17 protein-coding genes are annotated in these 19,362 nt (G+C 67.5%); 8 read left to right on the top strand and 9 right to left on the bottom strand.

What is annotated here, in order from left to right; translation table 11 throughout:
* Positions 1–10 precede the first annotated feature (10 nt).
* Both treY and treZ read left to right on the top strand, forming a co-directional pair.
* Entirely contained in the window at positions 11–2,302 is a 2,292-nt protein-coding gene (treY, locus tag A5698_RS00165; RefSeq protein WP_068291798.1) for a malto-oligosyltrehalose synthase, read from the top strand.
* Positions 2,295–4,019, top strand: coding sequence for a malto-oligosyltrehalose trehalohydrolase (treZ, locus tag A5698_RS00160; RefSeq protein ID WP_068291796.1), 1,725 nt, complete (start codon positions 2,295–2,297; stop codon positions 4,017–4,019). The genes treY and treZ overlap by 8 nt, the downstream gene beginning before the upstream one ends.
* Before the next feature lie 147 nt (positions 4,020–4,166).
* Here the strand turns inward: treZ and ilvA are convergent, their stop codons facing one another.
* Positions 4,167–5,447, bottom strand: coding sequence for a threonine ammonia-lyase IlvA (gene ilvA / locus A5698_RS00155; protein ID WP_068291794.1), 1,281 nt, complete (start codon positions 5,445–5,447; stop codon positions 4,167–4,169).
* 29 nt (positions 5,448–5,476) lie between these two features.
* Positions 5,477–5,914: a nitroreductase family deazaflavin-dependent oxidoreductase gene (locus A5698_RS00150; protein ID WP_068291791.1), complete on the bottom strand. Its 438-nt coding sequence runs from the start codon at positions 5,912–5,914 to the stop codon at positions 5,477–5,479.
* An 87-nt stretch (positions 5,915–6,001) separates the two neighbouring features.
* Here A5698_RS00150 and A5698_RS00145 point away from each other — a divergent pair, with 87 nt between their 5' ends.
* Positions 6,002–6,232 carry a hypothetical protein gene (locus A5698_RS00145; protein WP_067088274.1) on the top strand — a complete coding sequence of 77 codons (231 nt, stop codon included), beginning with the start codon at positions 6,002–6,004 and terminating at the stop codon, positions 6,230–6,232.
* Here the strand turns inward: A5698_RS00145 and A5698_RS00140 are convergent.
* Positions 6,229–6,642, bottom strand: a complete 414-nt coding sequence (locus A5698_RS00140) for an SRPBCC family protein (protein WP_068291788.1) — start codon at positions 6,640–6,642, stop codon at positions 6,229–6,231. The two genes, A5698_RS00145 and A5698_RS00140, sit on opposite strands and share 4 nt — an antisense overlap.
* Positions 6,643–6,672: 30 nt before the next feature.
* Between A5698_RS00140 and A5698_RS00135 the strand changes: the two genes are divergently transcribed.
* A complete protein-coding gene (locus tag A5698_RS00135; RefSeq protein WP_156670551.1) occupies positions 6,673–7,356 on the top strand; it encodes a hypothetical protein in 684 nt (227 codons plus the stop codon).
* Positions 7,357–7,359: 3 nt separating this feature from the next.
* Here the strand turns inward: A5698_RS00135 and dnaE are convergent, their stop codons facing one another.
* From dnaE to lspA, 4 genes are all read right to left on the bottom strand, one after another.
* Positions 7,360–10,905, bottom strand: a complete 3,546-nt coding sequence (dnaE, locus tag A5698_RS00130; RefSeq protein WP_068291782.1) for a DNA polymerase III subunit alpha — start codon at positions 10,903–10,905, stop codon at positions 7,360–7,362.
* 219 nt (positions 10,906–11,124) lie between these two features.
* Complete coding sequence (gene rarD, locus A5698_RS00125; RefSeq protein WP_084792138.1) at positions 11,125–12,030, bottom strand: EamA family transporter RarD; 906 nt, start codon at positions 12,028–12,030, stop codon at positions 11,125–11,127.
* Positions 12,027–12,956, bottom strand: coding sequence for an RluA family pseudouridine synthase (locus A5698_RS00120; protein WP_068291779.1), 930 nt, complete (start codon positions 12,954–12,956; stop codon positions 12,027–12,029). Before A5698_RS00120 ends, rarD begins: the two co-directional genes overlap by 4 nt.
* On the bottom strand, positions 12,957–13,469 hold the full coding sequence (gene lspA / locus A5698_RS00115) for a signal peptidase II (RefSeq protein ID WP_502688850.1): 513 nt from the start codon (positions 13,467–13,469) through the stop codon (positions 12,957–12,959). It abuts the gene before it with no gap.
* Positions 13,470–13,554: 85 nt separating this feature from the next.
* Here lspA and A5698_RS00110 point away from each other — a divergent pair, with 85 nt between their 5' ends.
* On the top strand, positions 13,555–14,484 hold the full coding sequence (locus tag A5698_RS00110; RefSeq protein ID WP_068291775.1) for an asparaginase: 930 nt from the start codon (positions 13,555–13,557) through the stop codon (positions 14,482–14,484).
* Positions 14,485–14,520: 36 nt separating this feature from the next.
* Positions 14,521–14,988, top strand: a complete 468-nt coding sequence (locus tag A5698_RS00105; RefSeq protein ID WP_068291824.1) for a hypothetical protein — start codon at positions 14,521–14,523, stop codon at positions 14,986–14,988.
* Here A5698_RS00105 and A5698_RS00100 read toward each other — a convergent pair.
* Positions 14,970–16,337, bottom strand: a complete 1,368-nt coding sequence (locus tag A5698_RS00100; protein ID WP_084792135.1) for a DNA polymerase IV — start codon at positions 16,335–16,337, stop codon at positions 14,970–14,972. The genes A5698_RS00105 and A5698_RS00100 overlap by 19 nt on opposite strands.
* A 33-nt stretch (positions 16,338–16,370) precedes the next feature.
* On the opposite strand from A5698_RS00100, the gene A5698_RS00095 reads away from it, so the two are divergent.
* A complete protein-coding gene (locus tag A5698_RS00095; protein ID WP_067088259.1) occupies positions 16,371–16,604 on the top strand; it encodes an RNA-binding S4 domain-containing protein in 234 nt (77 codons plus the stop codon).
* Positions 16,597–17,310 carry a ferritin-like domain-containing protein gene (locus tag A5698_RS00090; RefSeq protein ID WP_068291772.1) on the top strand — a complete coding sequence of 238 codons (714 nt, stop codon included), beginning with the start codon at positions 16,597–16,599 and terminating at the stop codon, positions 17,308–17,310. Before A5698_RS00095 ends, A5698_RS00090 begins: the two co-directional genes overlap by 8 nt.
* Before the next feature lie 25 nt (positions 17,311–17,335).
* On the opposite strand, the gene A5698_RS00085 is transcribed toward A5698_RS00090, so the two are convergent.
* Positions 17,336–19,362 (bottom strand): class I tRNA ligase family protein (locus A5698_RS00085; protein ID WP_084792134.1); only part of this gene is annotated, 2,027 nt, incomplete at its 5' end.

Genomic DNA, 19,362 nt, shown 5'->3' with positions numbered 1-19,362 from the left:
GGCGCCTGCAATGCCGGTCTCTTCGACCTACCGTCTCCAAATGCGCGGCGACGCCTTCACTTTCGCCGATGCCGAGAAACTTCTCGACTACTTCTCGACCCTCGGCGTGTCCCACCTGTACCTGTCGCCGATCCTCACCGCCGCCGAAGGCTCCACGCACGGTTACGACGTCACCGACCCGACCACGGTGTCGGCCGAACTCGGCGGACCCGAGGGATTCGCCCGGCTGTCGCGCGCGGCCCGCGAGAAGGGCATCGGGCTGGTCGTCGACATCGTGCCCAACCACGTCGGCGTCGAGAAGCCACAGCAGAACGCATGGTGGTGGGACGTGCTCAAGCACGGGCGCTCATCGCAATACGCATCGTTTTTTGACATCGACTGGGATCTCGACGGCGGGCGCGTCGTGCTGCCGGTGCTCGGATCCGACGACGACGCAGACGATCTCGAGGTCGACACCACCGGTGACGAACCCGTGCTGCGCCTCGGCGACCTCATCTACCCGGTCGCTCCCGGCACCGAAAGCGGCACGGGCCCACAGGTGCACGACCGCCAGCACTATCACCTGATCGGCTGGAAGAACGGGATCTGCGGCTACCGGCGGTTCTTCTCGATCACCTCGCTGGCCGGGCTGCGCCAGGAGGACCGCGCCGTCTTCGACGCCACCCACGCCGAGGTCAAGCGCTGGTTCGACGAGGGCCTGGTCGACGGCATCCGCATCGACCACCCGGACGGCCTGTCCGATCCGGCGGGCTACCTGACCTGGCTGCGCGAACTGACCGGACCGGACGCGTGGATCGTCATCGAGAAGATCCTGGCCGCCGACGAGCCGCTGGAACCGACGCTGCCCGTCGCGGGCACCACCGGATACGACGCGATGCGCGAGATCGGCGGGGTGTTCATCGATCCGTCGGGCGCAGACGCACTGACCAACCTGTTCGACTCCACCGGGCTGACCTACGGCGAAATGTCCGAGCTCGCCCGCACCCTCAAGTCGAACGCGGTGACCGAGACCCTGGGCAGCGAGCTGGCCCGCTTGCGTCGCACCATCGTCGGCGCCACCGGTGCCGACGACGACGCGCTGTCGGCGGCGATCGCCGCGCTGCTCAGCGGCATCGACGTGTACCGCTCCGACTACCGCTCCCTGTCGGGCATCCTGCCGAGCGCACTCGCCGAAACAGCCTCCGCGGAGCCGCAATTGGCGGCGCCCCTGGCGCTGATCGCGACGGCGCTGGCGGTCAACGAAGAGACCGAAGTTCGGTTGCAGCAGCTGTGCGGGGCGGCGACTGCGAAGTCGATGGAGGACTGCCTGTTCTATCGCGACGCCCGGTTGGTCTCGCTCAACGAGGTGGGTTCCGAACCGCATCACTTCGGGGTGAGCGTCGCCGAGTTTCACCAGCGGGCCGCGGTGCGCGCGCGGATGTGGCCGAGCGCGATGGTCGGCTTGACCACTCACGACACCAAGCGCGGCGAGGACGTGCGGGCGCGTATCGGGTTGCTGTCCCAGGTGCCGTCGTTGTGGGCGGAGCTGATCGGCAAGTGGACGTTGAGCACCCCTCCACCGGATGCCCGCACAGCACTGTTTCTGTGGCAGAACGTGTTCGGAGTCTGGCCCGTCAACGGTGTAATCACCGACGAGCTGCGCCAGCGCGTGCACGCCTACGCCGAGAAGGCGATCCGCGAGGCCGCCGAGCACACCACCTGGAACGATCCGGACACCGAATTCGAGACCGCCGTGCACACCTGGCTGGATGCCGTGTTCGACGGACCCGTGGCCACCGAGATGACCTCGTTGGTGGAGCGCCTCGACCTGCATGCCCGCAGCGACGCCCTGGGGCAGAAGCTGCTGGCGCTCACCGTGCCCGGCGTCCCCGACATCTATCAAGGCACCGAGCTTTGGGAGGACAGCCTGGTCGATCCGGACAATCGCAGGCCGGTCGACTATCAGGTCCGCCGCGACGCGTTGGACGCGATGCGACATCCGAAGCTGCGGGTGGTGAGCTCCGCGCTGGCGGTGCGGCGGGACCGGCCCGCGACGTTCTCTGGGGGCGGCTACACACCGCTGCTGGCCGACGGACCGGCGGCGCAACACCTCGTGGCGTTCGTACGCGGTGAGGATGTGCTGACCGCCGTCACGCGGCATTCGGTGCGGCTGTCCGAAACCGGTTGGGGCGACACCTCACTGGAATTGCCGCCCGGTACGTGGTCCGACCGCATCGGCGGACGCCGACACAGCGGGCGGGTGCTGGCCGCCGAGCTGTTCACCGAACTACCGGTCGTGCTGTTGGAGCGGGCCGATGGCTGAATTCCGCGTGTGGGCGCCCCGGCCGCAGCGGGTCCGCCTCGACGTCGACGGTGAACTGCACGAGATGAGCCCGACCGGCGACGGTTGGTGGAGCGCCCAGGTCGACGCCGCACCCGACGCCCGCTACGGCTTCGTGCTCGACGACGACCCGAAGGTGCTTCCCGATCCCCGCTCCCCCCGCCAGCCCGACGGTGTGCACGAGAGATCGCAACTGTGGCGACCGGATTCGTCGGCGTGGACGGACGGCGACTGGTCCGGCCGCTCGATCGAAGGTGCGGTGATCTACGAGCTGCACGTCGGCACCTTCACCCCTGAAGGCACGTTCGACGCCGTGATCGACAAGCTGGACTACCTCGTCGACCTCGGGATCGACTTCGTCGAACTGATGCCCGTCAACGCGTTCGGCGGTACCCACGGGTGGGGCTACGACGGTGTGCTCTGGTACGCGGTGCACGAACCGTACGGCGGACCCGACGCGCTGGTGCGCCTGATCAATGCCTGCCATGAACGCGGGCTCGGGGTGTTGATCGACGCCGTCTTCAATCACCTGGGTCCGTCGGGCAACTACCTGCCCATGTTCGGCCCGTACCTGTCCGCCGGCAGCAACCCTTGGGGCGAGTCGATCAACATCGCCGATGCCGACGCCGACGAGGTGCGGCGCTATATCATCGACTGTGCGCTGCGCTGGATGCGTGACTTTCACGCCGACGGCCTGCGCCTGGACGCGGTGCATGCGCTCGTCGACACCACGGCAATCCACATCCTCGAAGAGCTGTCGGCCGAAACCGATGCGCTCGCCGCGGAATTGGGGCGGCCGCTGTCGCTGATCGCCGAGAGCGACCTCAACGACCCTCGGCTGATCACCCCCCGCGACAGTGGCGGACTCGGGATGACCGCGCAGTGGGACGACGACATCCACCATGCGATCCACTCCGCGGTGTCCGGTGAACAGCAGGGCTACTACAACGATTTCGGAACGCTGGAGGTGTTGGCCACCACGCTGAAGAACGGCTACTACCACGCGGGTACGTATTCGTCGTTCCGGCACCGCAGACACGGGCGCCCGCTCGACACCGCCACGATTCCGGCGACCCGGCTACTGGCGTACACGCTGACCCACGACCAGGTGGGCAACCGCGCCGTCGGCGACCGTCCGTCGCAGAACCTGAGCTTCGGCCAACTCGCGGTCAAGGCCGCCCTGGCGCTCGGAAGTCCTTACACGGCAATGCTTTTCATGGGCGAGGAATGGGGCTCGTCGTCGCCGTTTCAGTTCTTCAGCTCGCACCCGGAGCCCGAACTGGCCCGCGCCACCGCGGAAGGCCGCAAGCGGGAGTTCGCCGAGCACGGCTGGGACGCCGACGCCATTCCCGATCCGCAGGATCCCGAGACGTTCCAGCGGTCGAAGCTGAAATGGGACGAGATCGACGACGGCGACCACGGCCGGCTACGGCGGGTGTACCGCGAGCTGATCGCGTTGCGGCACAACGAGCCCGACCTCGCCGACCCGTGGCTGGACAATCTCGAGGTCGACTACGACGAGGACCGGCGCTGGATCGTGATGCGCCGCGGGTCGCTGTCCATCGCCTGCAACCTCGGCGCCGACGCGGTCGAGGTCCCGGTCACCGGCGAGGTGGTGCTGGCGTGGGGCAAGCCCGAGGCCGGCCCGGAAAATACCCGCCTCGATGGACACTCGTTCGCCGTCCTCCGCCGAAACTGAAGTTTTGCACGGAATTCGGGCGAAAAGTCCGACACAACCTCAGTTTCGCGAAGCGATCTCCAGCAGGACTTCCGCGAGAGCACCAGGGCGAACGTCGTCACGCGAAAATGGTAGGAGCGACCGACCCGCCGGGGGCCGAAACGACCCTCAGAGCAGGTAGCGGTAGGCCGGTGAACCCGGCTCGAGCGCCTCGACATGGACGTCGGAGTCGCGCATCCGCTCGAGCAGGCCCTCGAAGTCGGTCGCCGAACCCAGTTCGATTCCGACCAGTGCTTCGCCGGTTTCGCGGTTGTTGCGCTTGATGTACTCGAACAGGGTGATGTCGTCGTTTGGGCCGAGGACCTGATCGAGGAAGCGGCGCAACGCGCCCGGCTCCTGCGGGAAGTCAACGAGAAAGTAGTGCTTGAGGCCGAGGTGAACCAGCGAACGCTCCAGCACCTCGCCATATCGCGACACGTCGTTGTTGCCGCCCGAGATCACGCACACCACAGTCGATCCCGGTTCGATGTCGGTCTCCAGCAACGCCGCCACCGACAGCGCTCCTGCCGGCTCGGCGATGATGCCCTCGTTTTGGTAGAGGTCGAGCATCGCGGTGCACACGGCGCCCTCGTCGACGGTCGTCATCGACACCATGTCCCCCGCGGCGGCCAGCACCTCGTAGGGCAGTGTTCCTGCACGGTTCACCGCCGCGCCGTCGACGAACTGGTCGACGTCATCGATCGTCACGGGCTCACCCGCGGCCAGCGCCGCGATCATCGACGGCGCGCCCGCCGGTTCGACCCCCAGCACGGACGTTCCGCTCGTGCGTTCTGCCAGATAGGTCGTGATGCCGGCGACACAGCCACCGCCGCCGACCGGGACGATGACGAGGTTCGGTTCCCCGCCGAGTTGGTCGAGGACCTCGACGGCGATCGTGCCCTGCCCAGCCATCGTGCGCAGATCGTCGTAGGGCGGCACCAACGTCGCACCCGTGCGCGCGGTGTCCGCCAGCGCGGCGGCCGCGGCGTCGTCGTAAGTTCGGCCGCCGACGATCAGCTCGATGAACTCGCGGCCGTGGTACCGGATGCGATCGCGCTTCTGCTTCGGCGTCTTGCCCGGCACATACACGCGGCCGCGGACACCCATCGACCGGCATGCCATCGCGAAGCCCTGCGCGTGGTTTCCCGCCGACGAACACACCACGCCGGCGGCCAGTTCGTCGGCCGACAACTGCATCAGCAGGTTGTGTGCGCCGCGAAGCTTGTAGGACCGCACGGGTTGCAGATCCTCGCGCTTGAGGTACACCGTCGCGCCGGTCGCGTCCGACAGCCGCTCGCTGAGTTGGAGTGGGCTGCGCACCACGAGCTCCGCAATTCGCTGAGCGGCCTCGTCGATATCGGCCGCGCGAAGCGGCGACGTCCTCGGGCTCTGGCTCAGTTCAGCGGACACTTGTCAATGGTGCCACCAACCAGCGGTTTTCAAGAAATCGGGGTCAGCACGAAAACCGGGATCTGGCGGTCGGTCTTCTTCTGGTACTCGGCGTAGTCCGGCCAGGCCGCGACGGCACGCTCCCACCACAGCGCCTTCTCCTCGCCGGTGACTTCGCGCGCCTCATACTCCCTGGTCATCGCGCCGTCCTGCAGTTCCACCCGCGGGTGGGCCTTGACGTTGTGGTACCACACCGGGTGCTTCGGCGCGCCGCCCAACGACGCCACGATCGCGTACTGACCGTCGTGCTCCACTCGCATCAGCGGGGTCTTGCGGATCTTGCCCGTCTTGGCGCCGACCGTCGTCAGCAGGATGAGGGGCTTGCCCTTCAGGTCCACGCCCTCGGTGGTGCCGGACTCGGTGATCTGGTCGGCGTGTTCTCTCACCCAGTCCCAGGGGCTGGGTGCATAATCTCCGGAAAGTGCCATCTCACCAGCTTAGACGCACTAGACATCCGGTGACCTGATTCGGTGTTTCGGTTGGCCGAAATCTCAGTTACGAGCTATCGTGTTCCTATGACCACCGCAGGCAACTTCCGCACCGCGGCCGCACGGGTGACGTGCGATGTGCCGGTCGCCGGTGTGCCGTGGCCCGCGTACAAACTGATCGCCCTCGTGTTGGGCGTCGTGGTCGCGTTAGCGGTCGGGGTCGCGACCGCGACGGCCGCCACGGCGGTGCTCGCCGGCGCCGCGGTGGGAACCGTCACCTGGGTGGCGTTCAGCGCGCTCTGCTCGTCGCGCCTCTAGCCCTCGATCAGCCGTTTCAGCGTCGCCAGATCGGCGGCCACCGCCTCTGTGTCGGCATCGAACTCCCCGTCGGTCATTCCCTCTCGTCGTCGCACGCTGAAGACCACCTCGCAGCGCGGCGCGTCACCGTCGGTCGGCACGCTCCACGGCTGCACCCGCATCGGGTTGTAGACCGCTTCCCCGGTCGGCAGGCGTACCACGTGGTCGAGCACGCCGAAGTCGTTGCGCGGCGAGAACTCGACGGTCACCTCGCCCATCGGCGAGTCGGCCACCCACCCGCTCGTCGTCTGGCGCAGGCCGCCCTCCGCGAGCCCGGCGGCCCACCGCGGCCATGCCTGCGGGTCCGCGGCGAACTCGTAGACGGCCTCGGGCGGGGCCGCGATCTGAGTGCTGACGTGTCGTGACTCCATACGGCCATCCTGGCGCATCACACTGACGTAATGGAGTCACCGCCGGAACAGCATCACGTACCGCTCTGGCTGCGGCGCGGCGATCCCGAGAGCACCATCCCCGTGCTGATCGCCGTCCTGGCGGTCATGGCGTTGCAGCTGGCGATCCCGAAGGATTACACGCTGGTTCCGCGGTGGCCGCTGCTGGTGTCGGAGGGGCTCCTGCTGCTGGCACTGTTGGCGATCAACCCGCGGGTGATGACGCGGCGCACGCGGTTCGGCCGGTACGCCACTTGGGTTTTGCTTGCGGTGATCACGCTCGACAACACCCTGTCGGCCGTCGTGCTGGCCGTCGGCATCGTGAGCGGGGGCGAGAGCAACGACGCGGCGGTGCTGCTCGGCAGCGGCGCGTCGATCATCGTCACCAACGTGATCGTGTTCGGCATCTGGTACTGGGAGCTGGACCGGGGCGGGCCGTTCGCCCGTCACGCCGGAGAGCGGCCCTATCCCGACTTCCTGTTCCCACAGATGACGACTCCCCACGTGGCCAAACCGGATTGGCGCCCGACCTTCGTCGACTACCTCTACGTCAGCGTGACGAACGTGATGGCGTTCTCCCCCACCGACACCATGCCGCTCGCCCGCTGGGCCAAGATGTTGATGACGGTGCAGGCGATCGTCGCGTTGGGCACCGCCGGGCTCGTCGTCGCACGGGCGGTCAATGTCCTGAACTGACCGTCAGCCGCCCAGGCAGCCGGGACCCAGCAGCGCCTTCAAATCGCCCATCAACGCCGACGACGGTGTCACCCGCAGCGACGTGTCGAGTTCGAGCGTGGTGATCCGCTCCCCGCTGATCAACCGCAGATGCACCTGCGAGGTGCCGGGATGACGCGCCAGAACCTGCTTCAGCGCGGTCACCTTGTCCACCGTGCACTGCCGCGTCGGCAAGCTGACCGCCAGCGGGCGATCCAGTTGCGTGTTCGAGAAGTCCGGCACGACAAGGTCGTTGGCGATCAGCGAGATGCGGTCGTCGCGGATCGCCACCTTCGCGCCGACCAGCACGACGGCGTCGTCGGCGATCTCGGCGCCGAACGTCGAGTAGGTCTGCGGAAAGAACAGGACTTCGATGCCGCCGGTGAGGTCCTCGAGTTGCGCTGACGCCCAGGGCAACCCGTTCTTGTTGACCCGTCGGTTCACCGACGCGAGGATGCCGCCGACCCGGACCTGGGTGTCGTTGGTGACGTCGCCGTCGAGGATGGCCGGGATCGCGGTGTCGACCTGGGCGGCCAGCAGGTGGGCGATGCCGTTGAGCGGATGACCGGAGACGTAGAGGCCGAGCATCTCGCGTTCGAGCGCGAGCTTGTGCTTGTCCTCCCACTCCTCGTCGGGCACCTTGATGGTGAACACCGCGTCGGTGGCCGTATCGGCGCCGCCGAACAGGTCGAACTGCCCCATCGCTTCGGCCTTCTTGGTGCCGAGCACGGAGTCGACGGCATCGGTGTGGATCAGGAACAGTCCCTTGCGCGGATGCCCCAGCGAGTCGAACGCGCCGGCCTTGATCAGCGACTCGGTGACCTTCTTGTTGCAGGGTCCGATTTCGATCTTGTTCAGGTAGTCGGAGAAGTCGATGAACTTCCCCTTCTCGGTGCGCGTATTGATCACCGAGGCAACGACATTGGCGCCGACGTTGCGCACCGCGCCCAGTCCGTAGCGGATGTCCTCGCCGACCGAGGCGAAGTTCAGGTGCGACTCGTTGACGTCGGGCGGAAGCACCGTGATGCCGAGCCTGCGGCAGTCGGCCAGGTACACCGCGGCCTTGTCCTTATCGTCGCCCACCGAGGTGAGCAGCCCCGCCATGTATTCGGCCGGGTAGTTGGCCTTGAGGTAGGCCGTCCAGTACGAAACCAGGCCGTAGCCGGCGGCGTGCGACTTGTTGAAGGCGTAGTCGGCGAACGGCAGCACCGTGTCCCACAGCGCTTTGATGGCGGCGGCGGAGAAGCCGTTGGCCTTCATACCCTCGGAGAAGCCCTCGAACTCCTTCTCCAGGACTTCGCGCTTCTTCTTGCCCATGGCCTTGCGCAGAATGTCTGCTCGGGCCAGCGAGTAACCGGCCACCTTCTGCGCGATGCGCATGATCTGCTCTTGGTAGACGATCAGGCCGTAGGTCTCGGCGAGGATCTCGCGCAGGGGTTCCTCGAGTTCCGGGTGGATCGGCTTGATGGCCTGCCGGCCGTTCTTGCGGTCGGCGTAGTCGTTGTGCGCGTTCATGCCCATCGGGCCGGGCCGGTACAGCGCGATCACCGCGACGACGTCCTCGAAGCCGGTGGGCTGCATGCGCCGCAGCAGGTCGCGCATCGGCCCGCCGTCGAGCTGGAACACGCCGAGCGTGTCGCCGCGGCCCAGCAGCTCGTAGGTCGGTTTGTCGTCGAGCGGAACGGATTCCAGGTCGAGCTCGATACCGCGGTTGGCACGGATGTTCTCCAGCGCGTCACCGATGATCGTCAGGTTGCGCAGCCCGAGGAAGTCCATCTTCAACAGGCCGATGGCCTCGCACGACGGGTAGTCCCAGCCGGTGATCACCGCGCCGTCCTGAGGACGTTTCCACAGCGGGATCGCGTCGATCAGCGGCTCGGAGCTCATGATCACCGCACAGGCGTGCACGCCGGCGTTGCGCACCAGACCCTCGAGCCCGCGCGCGGTCTCGTAGATGGTGCGCACATCGGGATCGGTGTCGATCAGGCCGCGGACCTCGGCGGCCTCCTTGTACCGCTCATGGTTGGGATCGGTGATGCCGGACAGCGGGATGTCCTTCGCCATGATCGGCGGAGGCAGCGCCTTGGTGATCCGGTCGGCGATGGCGAAGCCCGGCTGCCCGTAGTGCACACGCGCCGAATCCTTCAGCGCCGCCTTGGTTTTGATGGTGCCGAAGGTGATCACCTGGGCCACCCGGTCGCTGCCCCACTTGTTGGCGGCGTAGCGGAGCATCTCACCGCGGCGACGGTCGTCGAAGTCGATGTCGATATCGGGCATCGACACACGTTCGGGGTTGAGGAACCGCTCGAACAGCAGCCCGTACGGGATGGGGTCGATGTTCGTGATACCCAGCGCGTAGGCGACCAGCGAGCCGGCGGCCGACCCGCGGCCGGGCCCGACCCGGATGTCGACCGAGCGCGCGTAGTTGATGAGGTCGGCGACGATCAGGAAGTACGACGGGTAACCCTTGTCGCAGATGACCTTGATCTCGTAGTCGGCGCGGTCGAGGTACTCCTGCGGCACCTCGCTCGACGGGAAGCGCCGGTTGAGCCCCTCGTGAACCTCATGGCGCAGCCAGGTTTCCGGGGTGTGCCCCTCGGGGACGGGGAACACCGGCATCCGGTCGCGCACCGTCCACACGTCCTCGTAGGACGTCACCCGCTCGGCGATCAGCAGCGTCGAGTCGCATGCGCCGGGCACCTGGCCGTCCCACAGCGCGCGCATTTCCGCGGCGGTCTTGAGGTAGTAACCGTCACCGTCGAACTTGAAGCGGTTCGGATCCGACAGCGTCTTGCCGGTCTGGATGCACAGCAGGGCTTCGTGGTTCTGGGAGGCGTCGCGGGTGACGTAGTGGCAGTCGTTGGTTGCCAGCGGCGGGATGTTGAGCTTGCGCCCGATGTCGAGCAGGCCCTCGCGCACGCGGCGTTCGATGTCGAGGCCGTGGTCCATCAGCTCGAGGAAGAAGTTGTCCGGCCCGAAGATCTCCCGCCACTTGGCGGCTGCAGCCACGGCCTCGTCGTAGTGACCGAGCCGCAGCCGGGTCTGCACCTCGCCCGAGGGGCAGCCGGTGGTGGCGATGATGCCCTCGGCGTGTTCGGCGATCAGCTCGGCGTCCATGCGCGACCACTTGCCGAGCTGGCCTTCGAACGATGCCAACGACGACAGTTTGAACAGGTTGCGCAGCCCGGTCGCGTTCTCGGCGACCATCGTCATGTGGGTGTAGGACCCGCTGCCGGATACGTCGTCACCCTTCTGGCTCGGATCGCCCCACAGCACGCGCTTGGTCTCAAAGCGCGACGCCGGCGCGATGTAGGCCTCGACACCGATGATCGGCTTGATCCCGGCATCGGTGGCGGCGTTGTAGAACTCGCTGGCGCCGAACATGTTTCCGTGGTCGGTCATCCCGATCGCGGGCATCTCGAGCCGCTGAGCCTCGGCGAGCATCGGCTTGACCTTCGCGGCGCCGTCCAGCATCGAGTACTCGGTGTGGTTGTGCAGGTGCACGAACGAACGCGAATCCGAAAGGCTCATAGGGAGGCCAGTCTATGACCGCACTCCGACACTTCCCGGCGTGTCGCAGAAGCGTGTCTCCGAGCCGCGCGGGGAAATCCGGAGGCGCCCTAGACGGGCAGGCTCTGCGGTATGCGAGCAAGCCTCGGCGCAGCAAACTCGGTTCGATTGCCACCTGATTGCAACCGAGGTCCCAGCCTGGCCAAGCCGATATCAAGCCGGCTCGGAGGCGCCTTTTTCCTAGGGCCTGACGGGTCCGTAGCTAAGCTCCCGTTCCCCCCCGGACCGTCGAATGGCGTCGGCACCGAAGACGAGCAGGGCCGCCCAGATCAGCGCGAACCCAAGCCAGCGTGCCGGGGGCATCGGCTCCCGGCCGACGAGCACGCCCCACGTCAACTGCATCACCGGATTCAAGTAGAAGAGCAAGCCCATCGTCACCAGCGGTAGCCGCTGAGCGGCGGCGGCGAATAGCAGCAGAGGCAGGGCGGTCAACACACCGGACAGCACCATCAACCCGACGTGGTCGCCGCCGTGATCAAGGAACGTCCCGTGCCCGGTCGTTTGCAGGGCGATGATGTAGGCCGCAGCGAATGGCGCGGCGATACCGGCTTCCACCCCGACGCTGACCCGCGGGTCAGTCGGCACCACCTTCTTCACTGCACCGTAGAGGCCGAAGGACACCGCAAGGCCGAGACCGATGTACGGCGGCGCGTCCACTTCCACCGTCAGCACCGCCACGCCGATCACCGCAACTGTCAACGCCGCGAACTGCGCGCGATTGAGCCGTTCACCGTAGACCATCAGCCCGAGCGCGACGACCACCAGGGGGCTGATGAAGTAGCCGAGGGCTGCGTCCACCACATGCCCGTTAGTCACGGCGTAGACGTAAATCCCCCAGTTGATCGAGATCAATGCCGACGCGGCGGCGAGCAGCAGCCAGGTGCGACCGGTCATCTTCTTGAGATCACCGAGTCTGCGCACGGCCGCGACCATGACGACCATCAGCAGGAAGTTCCACACGATGCGGTGTGCAAGCACCTCGACGGCGGACGCCGGCCTCAACAGCGGAAAGAAGGCGGGAAACATCCCCCAGCACGCATAGGCTCCGACGCCGAACAGTAAGCCGGGTTTCCGTGTACCGGTCACAATTCGTGGCGGCGGAGAGCGTCGAGTGCCTGTTGCAGGTCGGCCGGATAGGGGCTGGTGATCTCGATGCGACGCCCGTCGGCCGGATGCGCGAACGCCAGCGAGCGCGCGTGCAACCACTGCCGTTCCAACTCGAGCCGCTTCGCCAGCGTGGGATCGGCGCCGTAGGTCAGGTCGCCGACGCACGGGTGGTGCAGCGCGGCGAAGTGCACCCGAATCTGGTGTGTGCGACCGGTTTCCAGCTCGATGTCGAGCAGGCTTGCGGCGCGGTGCGCCTCCAGTGTGTCGTAGTGGGTCACGCTGTGCCTACCGTTTTCGATGACCGCGAACTTCCAGTCATGGCCGCGGTGACGGCCGATGGGCGCGTCGATCGTCCCGCTTGAGGGGTCGGGATGTCCCTGCACCAGCGCGTGATAGCGCTTCTCGACGGTGCGCTGCTTGAAGGCCCGCTTGAGGACCGTGTACGCGCGCTCCGAAAGTGCGACGACCATGACACCCGAGGTCCCCACGTCGAGGCGGTGCACGATGCCCTGGCGCTCGTGAATGCCCGAGGTGCTGATCCGAAAGCCCGCGGCGGCAAGCCCGCCCAACACCGTCGGACCCGACCAGCCGACGGTGGCATGGGCGGCGACCCCCGGCGGTTTGTCCACCGCGACAATGTCCTCATCGGCATACAGGATCGCCATACCGTCGATCTCGACCGGCGTGTTCTCCACTGGCGCAGGCGCTTCGGGCAACCGCACATCGAGCCATGCGCCCGCCACCAACTTGTCCGACTTACCGGCGCGAGTGCCGTCGATCTCCACACCGCCCTCTTCGGCCAACGCCGCGGCGGCTGTGCGCGACAGACCCAACAGCCGTGCGAGACCCGCGTCCACGCGCATTCCCCCCAGCCCCTCGGGGATGGGAAGAGACCGGTGGGCCATCTATTCGCCCTCGTCGTCCGGCCGACGCCGCCCGACGGTGTCGTAGTCGAACCCGAACAACGACAACGCCACCAGCAGAATCGCCCCACCGACTACGCACGGATCGGCGACGTTGAATACCGGCCACCAGCCGATGGACAGGAAGTCGACGACGTGGCCCTGGAGGGGACCGGGTGAACGGAAGAAGCGGTCGATGAGGTTGCCGAGTGCGCCGCCGAGGATCATTCCCAGCCCGACTGCCCACCATGGTGACACCAGCCGTCGACCCATCCACACGATCCCGACGACCACGGCAGTGGCGACCAGCGTGAGTACCCAGGTATAGCCGGTGGCCATCGAGAATGCGGCACCGGAGTTGCGCACCAGCGTCCAGGTCACCGTGTCGCCGATGATCGAGACGGGCTGGCCCGGGGTCAGCAGCTTGACCGCCAGAACCTTGGTGACGATGTCGGTGACCAGCACCGCCGCCGCGATGCCTAGCAGCAGCTGCAAACGGCGCCTCGGCGGCTCCATTTCCTCGGTCGGCTCCGCGGCCACCCCTGGGTCGTCAGTCACTCCCCCATCATCCCAAAGGGCGCATGCGGAAGAATCTCGCACCATGAGTCGCCTTGTCGTCGTCACCACCGGCGGCACCATAGCCACGAGCACGCACGACGACGGCGTCAAGCGGCCAGCCCGCAGTGGGGCCGAGCTCACGAGCGGGCTGGAGGTCGGCGTCGTCGATGTGATGGCGATCGACAGCTCGCAGATGACTCCCGCCGATTGGGACCGCATCAGTGCAGTGATCTCGGAGGTTACTGCGACCGACGCCAGCGGAGTTGTCATCACTCATGGGACCGACACGATGGAGGAGACGGCACTCTGGCTTGATTTGACTTACCGCGGCGATGCACCAGTCGTACTCACTGGGGGGCAACGCAGCGCTGACGCCCCGGACTCGGACGGGTCGCTCAACCTTCGTGATGCATTGACAATCGCCGGCAGCCCGACGGCGCACGGCCTCGGGGTGTTGGTCAGCTTCGCCGGTGCGGTTTGGCAGCCTCTGGCACTGCACAAGGCGGCGACTGGCGACCTGCGCGGCTTCGCGGGCACCGTGATCGGCGAAGTGTCACCGGAGGGTTTCACTTTGCACGCGACGAAGAAGCGGCCTTACTTCGGTGCGCTGGCAGCGGCGGATGCCCCGAGGGTCGACATCATCGCCGCCTATCCTGGCGCGGACACGGTCGCGATGGACGCGTGCGTCGCAGCGGGCGCGCGCGGCATCGTGCTGGAGGCGATGGGGGCGGGCAACGCCGGCCCGGCGGTCATCGACGGCGTACGCCGCCTCTGTGACGCTGGAGTGGCCGTCGCGGTGTGCAGCCGCGTGCCGGGAGCACGCGTCAGCCCCGCATACGGGCCGGGCCACGACCTCGTCGCCGCCGGCGCCGTGCCGGTGCGCCACTTGAGGTCTGCGCAGGCGCGAGTGCTGCTGATGGCCGCCCTCGCGAGCGGGATCGACGTCCACGACGCCGTCGCCCGCTGGGGTTGACGCGCATGGCAACGTGGACGCGTGCACTTCGAGAACATGATTCGCCGAGGCGCCACGATGACCGCGGTCCTGGCCCTGGCCCTGTCCGCCGAGGCGGTGGCGGGTGCCGAGCCGCCGCCGGGAGCCGACGAGATCGACGGCTACCCCGTCGCGCAAGGCTTCTACCGGCCCGGACCGCCGCCGAACTACCACGTGTTCTTCCGCACGCCGGACGGCGTGTTCTGCGGTATCGGTCCCAACGGCGGACCGATCGGATGTGACTGGGTTCCGATGGACGCCCCGCCCGGAACCAACCAGACCTTTTTGACCAGCGGCGGCCCGGCCGAGTATCGCCATTCCCCCACGCCGACGTTCACCCGCGAGGGCGTCGACGTGCTACCCGCCGGCTATCGGCTTGAAAACTGGGGCGCCAGTTGCGGTGTCGGGCATCAGGGCACCGTGACCTGCAAGACGTACGGCGATCACGGGTTCACGATCTCGGCCGTTTACGGGGAGCTCTGGTAGCGCGCCAGCTCGGCGACGTAGTCCGGCCAGTCGAGCGAATCGACCGGATTGGCCCGCTCGATACCTGGGGTGTCGACCGGGAAGGTGCGCGCCTGCCCCGGCCCGCTGGTGCGCGTCTCGAACCGCACCGTCATCACACCGTGCCCGGCCCCCTGGATCCAGCCGTGCCCGAAGTCCGGATGGGTGACGTCGTCGCCGATGCGCCACGCGGGTGCGGTGGCGGCGAGGTCCGTGACGGTCGGCGGCAGCCCCGTATGCGTCACGTCGTCATCCGACGCCAGCTCCAGGTCCGGGAACAACGACTCCTGCCGGACGTCCGAGAGTCCTGAAAATCCAACGCCGAGAAGGCGAATCGGGCCGACCTCGACGGGGTCGAGCAGGAGTCGGCGTGCGGTCGCGATCAGCGTGGCGGCGTCGGCGGTGGCATACGGCAGCGTCGCCGAGCGGGTGAGCGTGCTCATGTCGGACTTCTTCAGCTTCACGGTGACGGTGCGCGCGCCGCGGCCGTCCTTCTCCAGACGGCGGTGGGCGTGCTCGCCGATCGGACCCATCGCCTCGCGCAGCTGGTCGAGGGTGGTCAGATCCTCGGGAAACGTGGACTCGGCGCTGATCTGTTTGGCGGGTGCGTTCTCGGCCACCGGCCGGTCGTCGATGCCGCGGGCGAGCCGGTGCAGCGCGGGGCCCACGGTGCCGCCGAGGATGTCGGCCGCCTCGGCCTCGCTCAACGCGGCGAAGGCGCCGATGGTCTCGATGCCGAGCCGGTGCAGCTTCTCCCCTGCGACGGGTCCGATCCCCCACAGCCGGCGCACCGGCAGGCCGTCGAGCAGCGCGCGTTCCTCATCGCGGCTGACCACTCGCATCCCGTCGGGTTTCGCCAGCCCGGAAGCGATCTTTGCGGTCTGCTTGCCCGACCCCGCACCGATCGATGCGACGAGCCCCGTCACCTCGAGCACCCGCGCCCGCAGCGTCCGGCAGAATTCCTCGACCTCACCCGCCGATGCGCCCGCGAGCTCGGCCGGCTCGCCGAAAGCCTCGTCGTAGGAGAGCTGCTCGAGCACCGGCACCATCGACCGCACGGTCTCGAACACCCGCCTGCTGGCCACGCCGTACACGACGCCGCGCGGCGGCAGGACCACCGCGGCGGCGCCCACCAGCCGGCGGGCCTGATGCATCGGCATCGCGGACTTCGCGCCGTACACCCGCGACTCGTAGCTCGCCCCCGCCACCACGCCGCGGCCGCCCAGCCCGCCGACCAACACCGGGCGCCCCCGCAACGTGGGGCGGGTCAGCTGCTCGACCGACGCGAAGAAGGCGTCCATGTCGAGGTGCAGAACCCAGCGAGCGTCCACAGCTGCCGATGCTAAGGCGCTAGCCTGACCTGCATGACGGAGCCGGGCACCGAACCTCTCGATGTCCCGATCCGGGATGCCTCGATCCGGCTGGGCCAGTTCCTCAAGCTAGCCGGGTTGATCGACTCGGGCGCCGACGCCAAAACCGTGATCGCCGACGGGCTGGTCACCGTCAACGGCGAGGTCGAACACCGCCGCGGCAGGCAGCTGCATTCCGCCGATGTGGTGGTGTTCGCCGGGCGGGGCGCCCGGGTCGCCGATGGGTGAATTCGCGCCGTGGATCAACCATTTCGAACGAAACGGCACGGTTCACGACCGCGCCGACGCCGCCATCGACTTCGGCGCCCGGTGCGAGCTTCCCGACGCCGTGCGCGTCCCGCTGATCGAGTCGGTGCGCCGCTTCCAACTCGGTGAGAGCGACGACGGCGCTCAGCTCTTGCGCAAAGCCGGGGATGCCGGCGATCACGACTACACCCGCGCCGCACGGCTTTTCGTCGCCGAGGAGCAGGAACACGCTGCACTGCTGCTGCGCCTGCTCGACTATCTCGGCGGCGAGCCCATGCAACGGCACTGGTCCGACGCCGTGTTCGTGCGGCTGCGCAGGCTGATGGGGCTGCGCACCGAACTGATGGTGCTGACCGTGGCCGAGGTCGTCGCACTGTCCTACTACGGCGGGCTGGCCAGGGCCTGCCCCGATCCCGTCACCCGGGCGGTTGCCGCGCGCATCGTCGCCGACGAACACGAGCACGTGCGGTTCCAGGAACACCGCCTGCGGGCGGGTTTCGCCGGGACGGGCGTCGCACTGCGCGTGCTCGCGCGCGGCCTGTGGTGGCTCACTGCCATCGGGGCGACGCTGGTCGTCTCCTCCGATCACGGGCCCTTGTTGGACGCGATCGGGTACCGGCGGCGCCGCTTCGTCGCCGATGTGTTCGCCGACTTCACCCAGACCGTGCGCGCGGTGTTCAGGCCGTGACTGTTCGCTAGGCCTTGACTGTCCGCTAGGCCTTGGCGATCGCGACCTTCACACCGTCGCCGATCTCGCTGCCGTCGGCCGGATCACCGAAATCGAAACTGGTCGCCAGGATTTCGCGTGCGATCAGATCGCGGTGGGTCCGGGCCCACGCCTGCCGCTCCTGCGGCACCGAGATCACCACGCTGATCCGGTCGGACACGTCGAGACCCGTCGACTTGCGCAGGTCCTGCAGTTCGCGGATGCGGTCCTTGGCCCAGCCCTCGGCCTCCAACTCCTCGGTCACCGTGCCGTCGAGCACCACCAGACCGGCCCCGTCGGGCAGCGCGGCGGTGTATTCGGGATCGGCTGCGACCAGCCGCGAGCTGTACTCCTCGGGCTGCAACACCGCCGGTCCCGCCGTGAGCGTTCCGTCGGCGTTGACGACGGCAGCTCCCGCCTTGACGGCCTTGATGGCCGCCTGCACATCCTTGCCCAGCCGGGGGCCCGCGACGCGGGCGTTGACCGTCAGCTCGAACCGTCCGTAGGTATCGATGTCGTCGGTGAGCTCGACGGCCTTGACGTTGAGCTCGTCGGCGATGAGGTCGGTGAACGGCACCAGTCGTTGCGGGTTGTCCACGGCCACCGTCAGTTTCGGCAGCGGCAGCCGCACCCGCAGCTTCTTGGCCTTGCGCAGCGACGAGCCTGTCGACGCCACCTCGCGCACCAAGTCCATCGTCTCGACCAGCTCGGCATCGGCGGGCAGCAGCCCCTCCTCCGGCCAGTCGGTCAGGTGCACTGATCGTTCACCGGTCAGGTCGCGCCAGATCCGCTCGGTCACGAGCGGCAACAGCGGGGCGGCCAGCCGGGCGGTCACCTCCAGCACGGTGTGCAGGGTGTCGATCGCGTCGGGTTCCTCCTCCCAGAACCGCGAACGGGACCGTCGCACATACCAATTCGTCAATGCCTCGGTGAACTGCCGCAGCTGGTCACAGGCGCCCGAAATGTCGCAGACGTCGAGCGAGGCGGTGAGTTCGTCGCGCAGCACGGCGAGCTTGGCCAGGATGTAGCGGTCCAGCACATGCTCGGAGTCGGTGCGCCAGGTCCCCTTCTTCGGCGCGTACAGCGCGAGGAAGGTGTAGGCGTTCCACAGCGGCAGCAGCACCTGACGGACGCCTTCGCGGATGCCCTGTTCGGTGACGATCAGGTTGCCGCCGCGCAGGATCGGCGAGGCCATCAGGAACCAGCGCATGGCGTCGGAGCCGTCGCGGTCGAAAACCTCTGTCACATCTGGATAGTTGCGCAGCGACTTGCTCATCTTCTGGCCGTCGTTGCCCAGCACGATCCCGTGTGCCACACAGGTTTTGAACGCGGGCTTGTCGAACAGCGCGGTGGCCAGGATGTGCAGGGTGTAGAACCAGCCGCGGGTCTGGCCGATGTACTCGACGATGAAGTCGCCGGGGAAATGCGCCTCGTCGGCGTCCGCCCCGCCCGTGAACCACTCGGCGTTCTCGAACGGGTAGTGCACCTGCGCGTAAGGCATCGAGCCCGAGTCGAACCAGACGTCGAACACGTCCTCGATGCGCCGCATCGTCGACTTGCCCGTCGGATCGTCGGGATTGGGCCGGGTGAGTTCGTCGATATAGGGCCGGTGCAGATCAGTCGGGCGCACGCCGAAGTCGCGCTCGAGCTCGTCGAGGCTGCCGTAGACGTCGATGCGCGGATAGGCCGGATCGTCGGACTTCCACACCGGAATCGGCGTGCCCCAGTAGCGATTTCGCGAGATCGACCAGTCGCGGGCACCGGCCAGCCACTTGCCGAACTGACCGTCCTTGACGTGCTCGGGATACCAGGTGATCTGCTGGTTGAGCTCCACCATGCGGTCGCGGAACTCAGTGACCTTGATGAACCACGATGACACGGCGCGATAGATCAGCGGGTTGCGGCACCGCCAGCAGTGCGGATAGGAGTGCTCGTAGGTCTCGTGCCGCACGAGCACCGCGCCGTGGGCCGCCGCGGATCCGGACTGGTTCTTCAGGTCGCGGATGATCTGCGGGTTGGCGTCGAAGACGTGCT

Origin of the sequence: Mycobacterium sp. E136, from assembly GCF_001666865.1 — a bacterium.
GTDB lineage: Bacteria > Actinomycetota > Actinomycetes > Mycobacteriales > Mycobacteriaceae > Mycobacterium.
Note: the sequence above shows the minus strand (reverse complement) of the source record. Positions and strands in the feature narration are given on the sequence as shown.

Excerpts from the sequence above, each read along its gene's own strand:
- treY (WP_068291798.1), top strand. The coding sequence starts at position 11 with ATGCCGGTCTCTTCGACCTACCGTCTCCAAATGCGCGGCGACGCCTTC.
- treZ (WP_068291796.1), top strand. The coding sequence starts at position 2,295 with ATGGCTGAATTCCGCGTGTGGGCGCCCCGGCCGCAGCGGGTCCGCCTC.
- A5698_RS00150 (WP_068291791.1), bottom strand. The coding sequence starts at position 5,914 with ATGGCACTTTCCGGAGATTATGCACCCAGCCCCTGGGACTGGGTGAGA.
- A5698_RS00145 (WP_067088274.1), top strand. The coding sequence starts at position 6,002 with ATGACCACCGCAGGCAACTTCCGCACCGCGGCCGCACGGGTGACGTGC.
- A5698_RS00140 (WP_068291788.1), bottom strand. The coding sequence starts at position 6,642 with ATGGAGTCACGACACGTCAGCACTCAGATCGCGGCCCCGCCCGAGGCC.
- A5698_RS00135 (WP_156670551.1), top strand. The coding sequence starts at position 6,673 with ATGGAGTCACCGCCGGAACAGCATCACGTACCGCTCTGGCTGCGGCGC.
- dnaE (WP_068291782.1), bottom strand. The coding sequence starts at position 10,905 with ATGAGCCTTTCGGATTCGCGTTCGTTCGTGCACCTGCACAACCACACC.
- A5698_RS00120 (WP_068291779.1), bottom strand. The coding sequence starts at position 12,956 with ATGGCCCACCGGTCTCTTCCCATCCCCGAGGGGCTGGGGGGAATGCGC.
- lspA (WP_502688850.1), bottom strand. The coding sequence starts at position 13,469 with ATGGAGCCGCCGAGGCGCCGTTTGCAGCTGCTGCTAGGCATCGCGGCG.
- A5698_RS00110 (WP_068291775.1), top strand. The coding sequence starts at position 13,555 with ATGAGTCGCCTTGTCGTCGTCACCACCGGCGGCACCATAGCCACGAGC.
- A5698_RS00105 (WP_068291824.1), top strand. The coding sequence starts at position 14,521 with ATGATTCGCCGAGGCGCCACGATGACCGCGGTCCTGGCCCTGGCCCTG.
- A5698_RS00095 (WP_067088259.1), top strand. The coding sequence starts at position 16,371 with ATGACGGAGCCGGGCACCGAACCTCTCGATGTCCCGATCCGGGATGCC.
- A5698_RS00090 (WP_068291772.1), top strand. The coding sequence starts at position 16,597 with ATGGGTGAATTCGCGCCGTGGATCAACCATTTCGAACGAAACGGCACG.